Source organism: Streptomyces soli (assembly GCF_003999195.1).
Classification (GTDB): Bacteria; Actinomycetota; Actinomycetes; order Streptomycetales; family Streptomycetaceae; genus Actinacidiphila; species Actinacidiphila soli.
Genome location: NZ_RJVR01000404.1, coordinates 1 through 6,644, shown reverse-complemented (window position 1 = coordinate 6,644; position 6,644 = coordinate 1). Strand labels below are relative to the sequence as shown.

The 6,644-nt window shown below is 62.7% G+C and carries 3 protein-coding genes and 2 pseudogenes; 4 read left to right on the top strand and 1 reads right to left on the bottom strand.

Features of this window, described 5'->3' with window-relative positions:
* From EFK10_RS46560 to EFK10_RS53690, 4 genes and pseudogenes are all read left to right on the top strand, one after another.
* A pseudogene (locus EFK10_RS46560) lies at positions 1-575 on the top strand (rRNA cytosine-C5-methyltransferase); the annotation flags it as partial.
* A 225-nt stretch (positions 576-800) separates the two neighbouring features.
* Positions 801-3,842: a TnsA-like heteromeric transposase endonuclease subunit gene (locus EFK10_RS46555; protein ID WP_127361658.1), complete on the top strand. Its 3,042-nt coding sequence runs from the start codon at positions 801-803 to the stop codon at positions 3,840-3,842.
* Entirely contained in the window at positions 3,839-4,990 is a 1,152-nt protein-coding gene (locus EFK10_RS46550) for an ATP-binding protein (protein ID WP_127361657.1), read from the top strand. Before EFK10_RS46555 ends, EFK10_RS46550 begins: the two co-directional genes overlap by 4 nt.
* Positions 4,990-5,418 (top strand): annotated as a pseudogene (locus EFK10_RS53690) (TniQ family protein); the annotation flags it as partial. The gene EFK10_RS46550 and the pseudogene EFK10_RS53690, both read left to right, overlap by 1 nt.
* Positions 5,419-6,252: 834 nt before the next feature.
* Here EFK10_RS53690 and EFK10_RS51750 read toward each other — a convergent pair.
* Positions 6,253-6,644: hypothetical protein (locus EFK10_RS51750; protein ID WP_240677901.1), on the bottom strand; the 392-nt coding region annotated here is incomplete at its 5' end.

Genomic DNA, 6,644 nt, shown 5'->3' with positions numbered 1-6,644 from the left:
ACGCCCGCTGGCTGGACGGCTGCGCCGGCCCCGGCGGCAAGGCCGCGCTCCTGGCCGCGCTCGCCGCGCAGCGCGGTGCGGTCCTGGTCGCCTCCGAGAAGCAGCCGCACCGCGCCCGGCTCGTCGCCCGCGCCCTCGCCGGCAACCCCGGCCCCTACCAGGTCATCGTCGCCGACGGCACCCGCCCCGCCTGGGCCGAGGGCAGCTTCGACCGCGTCCTCGTAGACGTCCCCTGCACCGGCCTCGGCGCCCTCCGCCGCCGCCCTGAAGCCCGCTGGCGCCGCCGCGCCGAAGACCTCCCCGGCTTCGCCCCCCTCCAGCGCGGCCTCCTGGCCCAGGCCCTCCGCGCCGTCCGGGTCGGCGGCGTCGTCGCCTACGCCACCTGCTCCCCCCACCCCGCCGAAACCCGCGCCGTCGTCGAGGACGTCCTCCGCGACGCCTCCGCCGACTGGGTCGACGCCCGCCCTCTCCTGCCCGGCGTCCCCAACCTCGGCGACGGCCCCGACGTCCAGCTCTGGCCCCACCTCCACGGCACGGACGCGATGTACCTGGCGCTGCTGCGCCGTACGGCCTGAGGCCTGCCCTGTTGTAGGTTCTCAAAGTGAGTGACCCTTTCTCGTTTTCTGTGTCCCTTGTCTGGCCCAAGGGACACAGAAAACGAGACTGTCGTTCATGGACAGACCCGCAACGGTGAAGTTCGGTCTCTCCCTGTACGGTGTTCCTTCTCCATGTCACCTTGAAAGTGATGGAGCTGGCTGCCTTCGTCGTTGGCTTCTGGCGCTCACGATGCTGGGGGTGGCATGGCGTGTGATGTCGAAACTGTCTCGGTGAGTCTGCGTCGCAGCGACGGCAAAATCACCACAGGCACTTGGCCGAGTGCGATCATGGACGAGCTAGGGGCATTCGCCCCCTGGCGAACGTTCCGGTGGTACTACGGGCAGAAGCACTACGCTGGTACCTATTGGTCTTCAACCATGCGGGCCCACGTGATCTACGAGTCGCGACTGGAGCTCACGCGCCTCCTCTACGCCGACTTCGCCCGTGAAACTACCGGCATTCTTGCCCAGCCGTTCTTGGTTGCCGCGAGAGTAAACGGCGAACTCCGCCGTCATGTCCCAGACTTCCTGATTCTGCGTGATGGCTTCGTGCCGTTAGTCGTGGACGTCAAACCCCGAAACTTATTAACCCGCCCCAAGGTCTCCTTCTCGCTTGGCTGGGCACGTGACGTTGCCGAGTCGCACGGGTGGGAGTTCCAAGCATGGTGCGAACCCCCTGAGGTGGAACTGGCGAATGTCCGGTTCTTGGCCGGCTACAGACGTGAATGGCTTTTCGCCCCGGACTTGCTGGAGGCAGTGCGCAGCATAGACTTCCATGGGGCGACTCTCGGAGAGGCTTTTCGGTCCGTCCAGAACTGGCCGGTTGAGATTGTACGCGCCGCCGTACTGCATCTCCTGTGGGCCCAGCACCTCTCGACCGATTTGAGCACCTTGTTGTCGGAGCGGCATCAACTCCGGCAGGCGCCAGCTGTGGTGGCCGGTGCGGGAATGAACTCGCTGCCTGGGCCAGCGGCTGAGTCCGGCGGTTCGAGGCACACGGCGAGTACGACGCAATTGGCCCCGAGACGCGGACTGGGAGGGCGTATGGGTAGGGCTGGCGCGCGCGTTGGGGTAGGGACGCGATTCCACTACGACGGTGAAGTCGTAACGGTAGTGGAGATGTTCGGAACTGCTACGGGGATCGAACTTCTCCTCAAGGATGGTATGGACCGGAGATTTCGACTATCTCTGCGAGAAGCCCTTATGTCGGGCCGGGCTCAAGTGATCGCCGATGGTCCAGGGCCGGCAGCCGATGACCCAGGCGAGACAGCCTCCGTGGTCTTGGCCCAGCTGGAGGGCGACGAACTTGCAAGTATTCGCGAACGGGCCGCGCACCTGAATGAGGTCATCTACGGTTTTCGGTCGGGATCGAGTGGATTGGCAGCGCCCTCAGAACCACGCCCCGAGTACGCGCCGGGGACCCCGAAGATGGAGCGCTACCAGGCCAAAGCCCAGGAGCTCGGCGTGAGCGTCCGCACCATTAAGCGCTGGGTTAGTGCATTTCATGGTGAGCGGGAAGCCGCATTGACTCGCGAGGCGCCGGAACGGTCGGCAACATCTGGCGGGGTGGGCCGCGCTGACCCGCGGTGGACAGAGATGGCCCTGGAGATCATGGCGGAGCATGAAGATGCGTCGACACCAAGTCAGGCGAAGATCATCCGCAGCATGGGTCCTCGCTTAACTGCCCGTTACGGAAAAGACGAAGTGCGGCTGCCGTCAAGGGCCACCGCTTACCGATGGCTGGATGAACTCGAGAAGCGGCAGCCGACATTCCGGTTGAGCGCGAAGAGAAACCGCGACATCGCAAGTCGTCCAAGAACTACCTACGGGAAGCTGCGGCCCACCAGGCCCGGCGAGTACTTGCTGATGGACACCAACCGGCTGGACGTGTTCGCTCTTGATCCCCTCACACTGAAGTGGGTTCAGCCGGAACTCACTGTCGCCATGGACTGGTACGACCGCTGCATTTGCGGACTGCGTCTGACCCCAGTGTCCACCCAATCCATCGACGTCGCGGCGACCCTGTTCCAGGCTTACCGGCCCCCTCCGGCAGGGAAGGACTGGCCCAGCTACGCGGTCTGGCCTGACCACGGAATTCCCCGCACGGTCTTCCTTGACCGGAATTCGATCGAAGGCCCAATGGCTGACGCGGCTGCGGCTCCTGGGCGTGGGCTTGCAGGTCCTGCAGTGGTCCCGGAGACCCTCGTGGTCGATCACGGCAAGGTCTATGTCTCCGAGCACATCACAAGCGTCTGCCAGCGACTCGGACTCTCCATCCAGCCGGCTCGCCTGCGAACAGGCAGAGACAAAGGGCCGATCGAAAGATTTTTCAGAACACTACGTGAAGGGCTCCTCGAGACGCTGCCCGGCTATAAAGGGCCGGACGTTCAGTCGCGTGGTTTGAATCCAGAAGGCGAGGCCTTCTTCTTCCTGAACGAACTGGAAGCGATCATTCGTGAGTGGGTCGCCGTGGTCTACCACCACCGTCCGCACGACGGCCTGGTCGACCCAAGGGTTCCCGGGCTCGAATTCTCACCGGCTTCCATGTTCGACCATGGAATCGCCAGAGCCGGTTACATCGAGATCCCACGCGATCCCGACCTGGGCTTTGAATTTTTGAAGACTGAGTGGAAGCCGATCCACCACTACGGCGTCGAGACGCGGAAGTGTCGCTACAACGGCCCAGGCCTGGACGGTTACCGCAACACGACCAGCCCCTACACCGGACCACGCCCCCAGGGGCGATGGCCGATCCAGGTCGACCCAGACGACATCACGCATGTGTACTTCCGTGACCCCGAGACTCGGAAGTGGCACACACTCACCTGGGAACACGCCCCTGCAGTGGACTTCCCGGTCAGCGAAGACGCACTGGAACTCGCCCGTCGGATGGCGGCCAAGAAATTCCGCTACCCCGATGACGAGACTGCAGTCGCCGAACTGCTGGAACGCTGGAATCTTGGACTCGGCATGACGAGATCGGAGCGTCGCATTGCCCTGAGGATGGCGCGTGAACAATCCGCCATCGAACTGCCCCAAACTGACTCTCGGGACGAAGTCAGGGCACTGCCATCCGTGGCTCGAGTGGTGTCCGCTCCCGAGTTGTCCCCCGCACACGCAGAGGACGAGGCACCCGAGCCTGAACCTTATGAAGGCCAGGTACCCGGCGACGACGACGAGGACGACGAACTCGACAGCGTTGAGGAAGATGGCGACTTCTACTCAGATGCCCTGGAGGACGCATGAGCTGCGACGAGACACCAGCCGCTACAGGAGGTAACCGCCGCCCCCGGCTCGACAACCTCACTCTCTCCCGCAAAGAAGGTTTTCGCACACTCGCTGAGGCGCCACCCCGAATCCAACCTGACCCGCTGACACCCAAAGATCTCACCAGGCTGAGCGACGCTGCCCGGACCCAATACGACAAGGACAGGCGGGTCTGGCACGCGAACCTCGGGCCGATCAAAACTCCCCAACTCGCCGCTCTGCAGGGAGACTTGTGGGACATCATTGACAGCAATGTCCAGGACGGTGACAAGCCAAAGGGGGCCGTGGCCGTCGACGCCTTCCCCGGGCTCGGTAAGACCACCGCAGTACTCAACTTTGCCCAGAAGTTCCATCGGCGAGAGATCAAAGAAGAGGGGGCGTTCACCGAGACTGGAAACGAGAGGTGGCCCGTTTGCCGCGTGGGCCTTACGAGCAACACCGGGATGAAAGATTTCAACCGCGCCATTCTGGAGTTCTTCGCCCACCCAGCGCGCTTCAGAGGAACCTCCGCGCAGTTCCTCCAACGAGCATTGGACTGTGTCCTCGACTGCGAAACGAAAATCCTGATCGTCGATGACCTGCACTTCCTGAAGTGGTCGAACCGCAACGGAAAGGAAGTCAGTAACCACTTCAAATACATCGCCAACGAGTTTCCAGTCAGTCTGATCTTCATCGGGGTCGAACTGGAGAGCCGCGGTCTCTATTCCGAGATGGATGAGTGCGGAGACGTCACGCTTGCTCAGACGGCCCGCCGCACAACGCCGTTGTCCATGGAACCCTTCGCGGTGGACGATGACGGACACCGCAGAGAATGGCGGAACCTGTTGCTCTGGCTGGAGCAGCGAATCGTGCTTGCGCAAAAATTCCCGGGAATGCTGGCCGACGATCTGTGCGACGAGCTTTATGCTCGCTCTACTGGTCACATCGGCACACTCATGACCCTGATTAACCGCAGCTGCCAGCGCGCGACCCGGATCGGAGCCGAACGCATCGACAAGGAACTTCTCGACACCGTCAAGCTGGATGCCGCGGCAGAGAAGGCCCGCAAGCACCATGAAGCAGCGCTGAAAGCCCGTCGCTGGACATCGAAACCGAGCACAACTGCCCGTCCAGGGGAGGCGGCCTAGTGGCCCCCACACGTACGCTCCCATTACGCATTCCACGCGTGCCCGGCGAAGGCTTGGACAGTTGGCTGGATGCCCTGGCCGTTCGGAACGCGGCTCCGCTCTCGCAGATGATCGAGGCCCTGGGGCTCAGCGACGGAATGAGCAGGCATGACTTCGCCAAACCGCTCTGGACCACCGCCCTCACCTCGCAGGAATCTGAGCACCTTGCCTTCGCTACGGGCGTTGACCAGGAACAATTGCGTGATATGACACTGGCCCGGTGGCAGGGCCGAGCGATCCAGATCGACTTGCAGCGTCGACGGGTCGACCGGCACCGGCTTTGGGGCCGCTCATGCGGATCCCGCTACTGCCCCGCATGTCTGAAGGAAACCGAAGGGCGATGGCAACTGTCCTGGCGCCTGGCGTGGACCTTTGCCTGCACGCGTCACCGGATGCTCTTGGCGGACAGTTGCCCCTCATGCGACGCAATACCGCGAACCCGAGCCAACTACCTCGGAACACTTCCTGTCCTAGGAACTTGTCCCACGGAGTCCGGGGATCGTCTCCGCAACCGCTGCAACCAAGACTTGGCGCAAGCTGCTGCACCGGTCCTGGAAGAAGACAGCCCTCTGATTCGGACGCAACGAATGATCGCGGATCTGATCGAAGTTCCGGCTGAGACAACGACAGCCTTCGCCGGCGTCTACGGCCACCCTCCGATTGCTGTCAGACAGATCCTAGCTGACCTCAAGACATTCGCCGTTCGAGTTCTGGCGGTTGCACGCGACGAGGACCTTGTACACTGGGGAAACAACGAACTCGTTCAACGGTGTAACGAATTTCGCCGATCCCCCCTGACCAGCTACCGCGGCCGCCGTGAAGCTCACATCAAGGGGCCCTGGGCAGCTCCGACAGATGCTGCGGCCACAGGGATCGCACTCTCTGCAGCTCTTCATGCCCTCAGCGCCCCAGAGCCATCCGTCGCCATGGACCGGATCGCTTGGCTCACTGACAGACTTCAGGCGTCGGGCTCAGAAACTGCACACTGCGACATCAAAAGATGGAGCACAGAGGCGTCGTCCGAGCTGGCTGCGATCGTCCTCGGCGCTACACACCGCGAACACGGGCGCCGGGCCGTTCGGCTCCACTACCGCAGCACCATTGGACGGCCTCGTCAGCCAGTCAAAGGATTGGACCTGCCGCGAGCCAGGGCGGAGAAGATCCCCGTCAGCCTCTGGGACACATGGACCCTCCGACTGATGCCGCGAACATGTGCTGGCAACCTAAGTTGGGCAACCGTCCAGCAGGCCTTGGCTGTCAGCACATTGCAAGTCGGCGCATGGATCAATCTCCCTCAGGCAATGCGCATCTTTGGGACAAATATTGAGATGAAGACTCTGTCCCGCACACTGGAAACCCTTCACAGGGACGAAGCCGGCGTGGAGATCCTGCAGGCAATCACCCTTCTGGCCGACCACTTGGACACCGAGGGTGCCCCGATCAACTATGCGCGGCGTCGTGAAGTCTTCGGAAGACGGAACAGCTTTCTCACCGCTGACCAATGGACAGAGATCCAATGAGGTTTTCTCGGCGGTGATCACTTCCAAATTCCGTTGAGGACGAGTGCCGCTCGTGCGATGTTGCCGATCCGGCAGGGGCTCAGCGTGATCCGCTT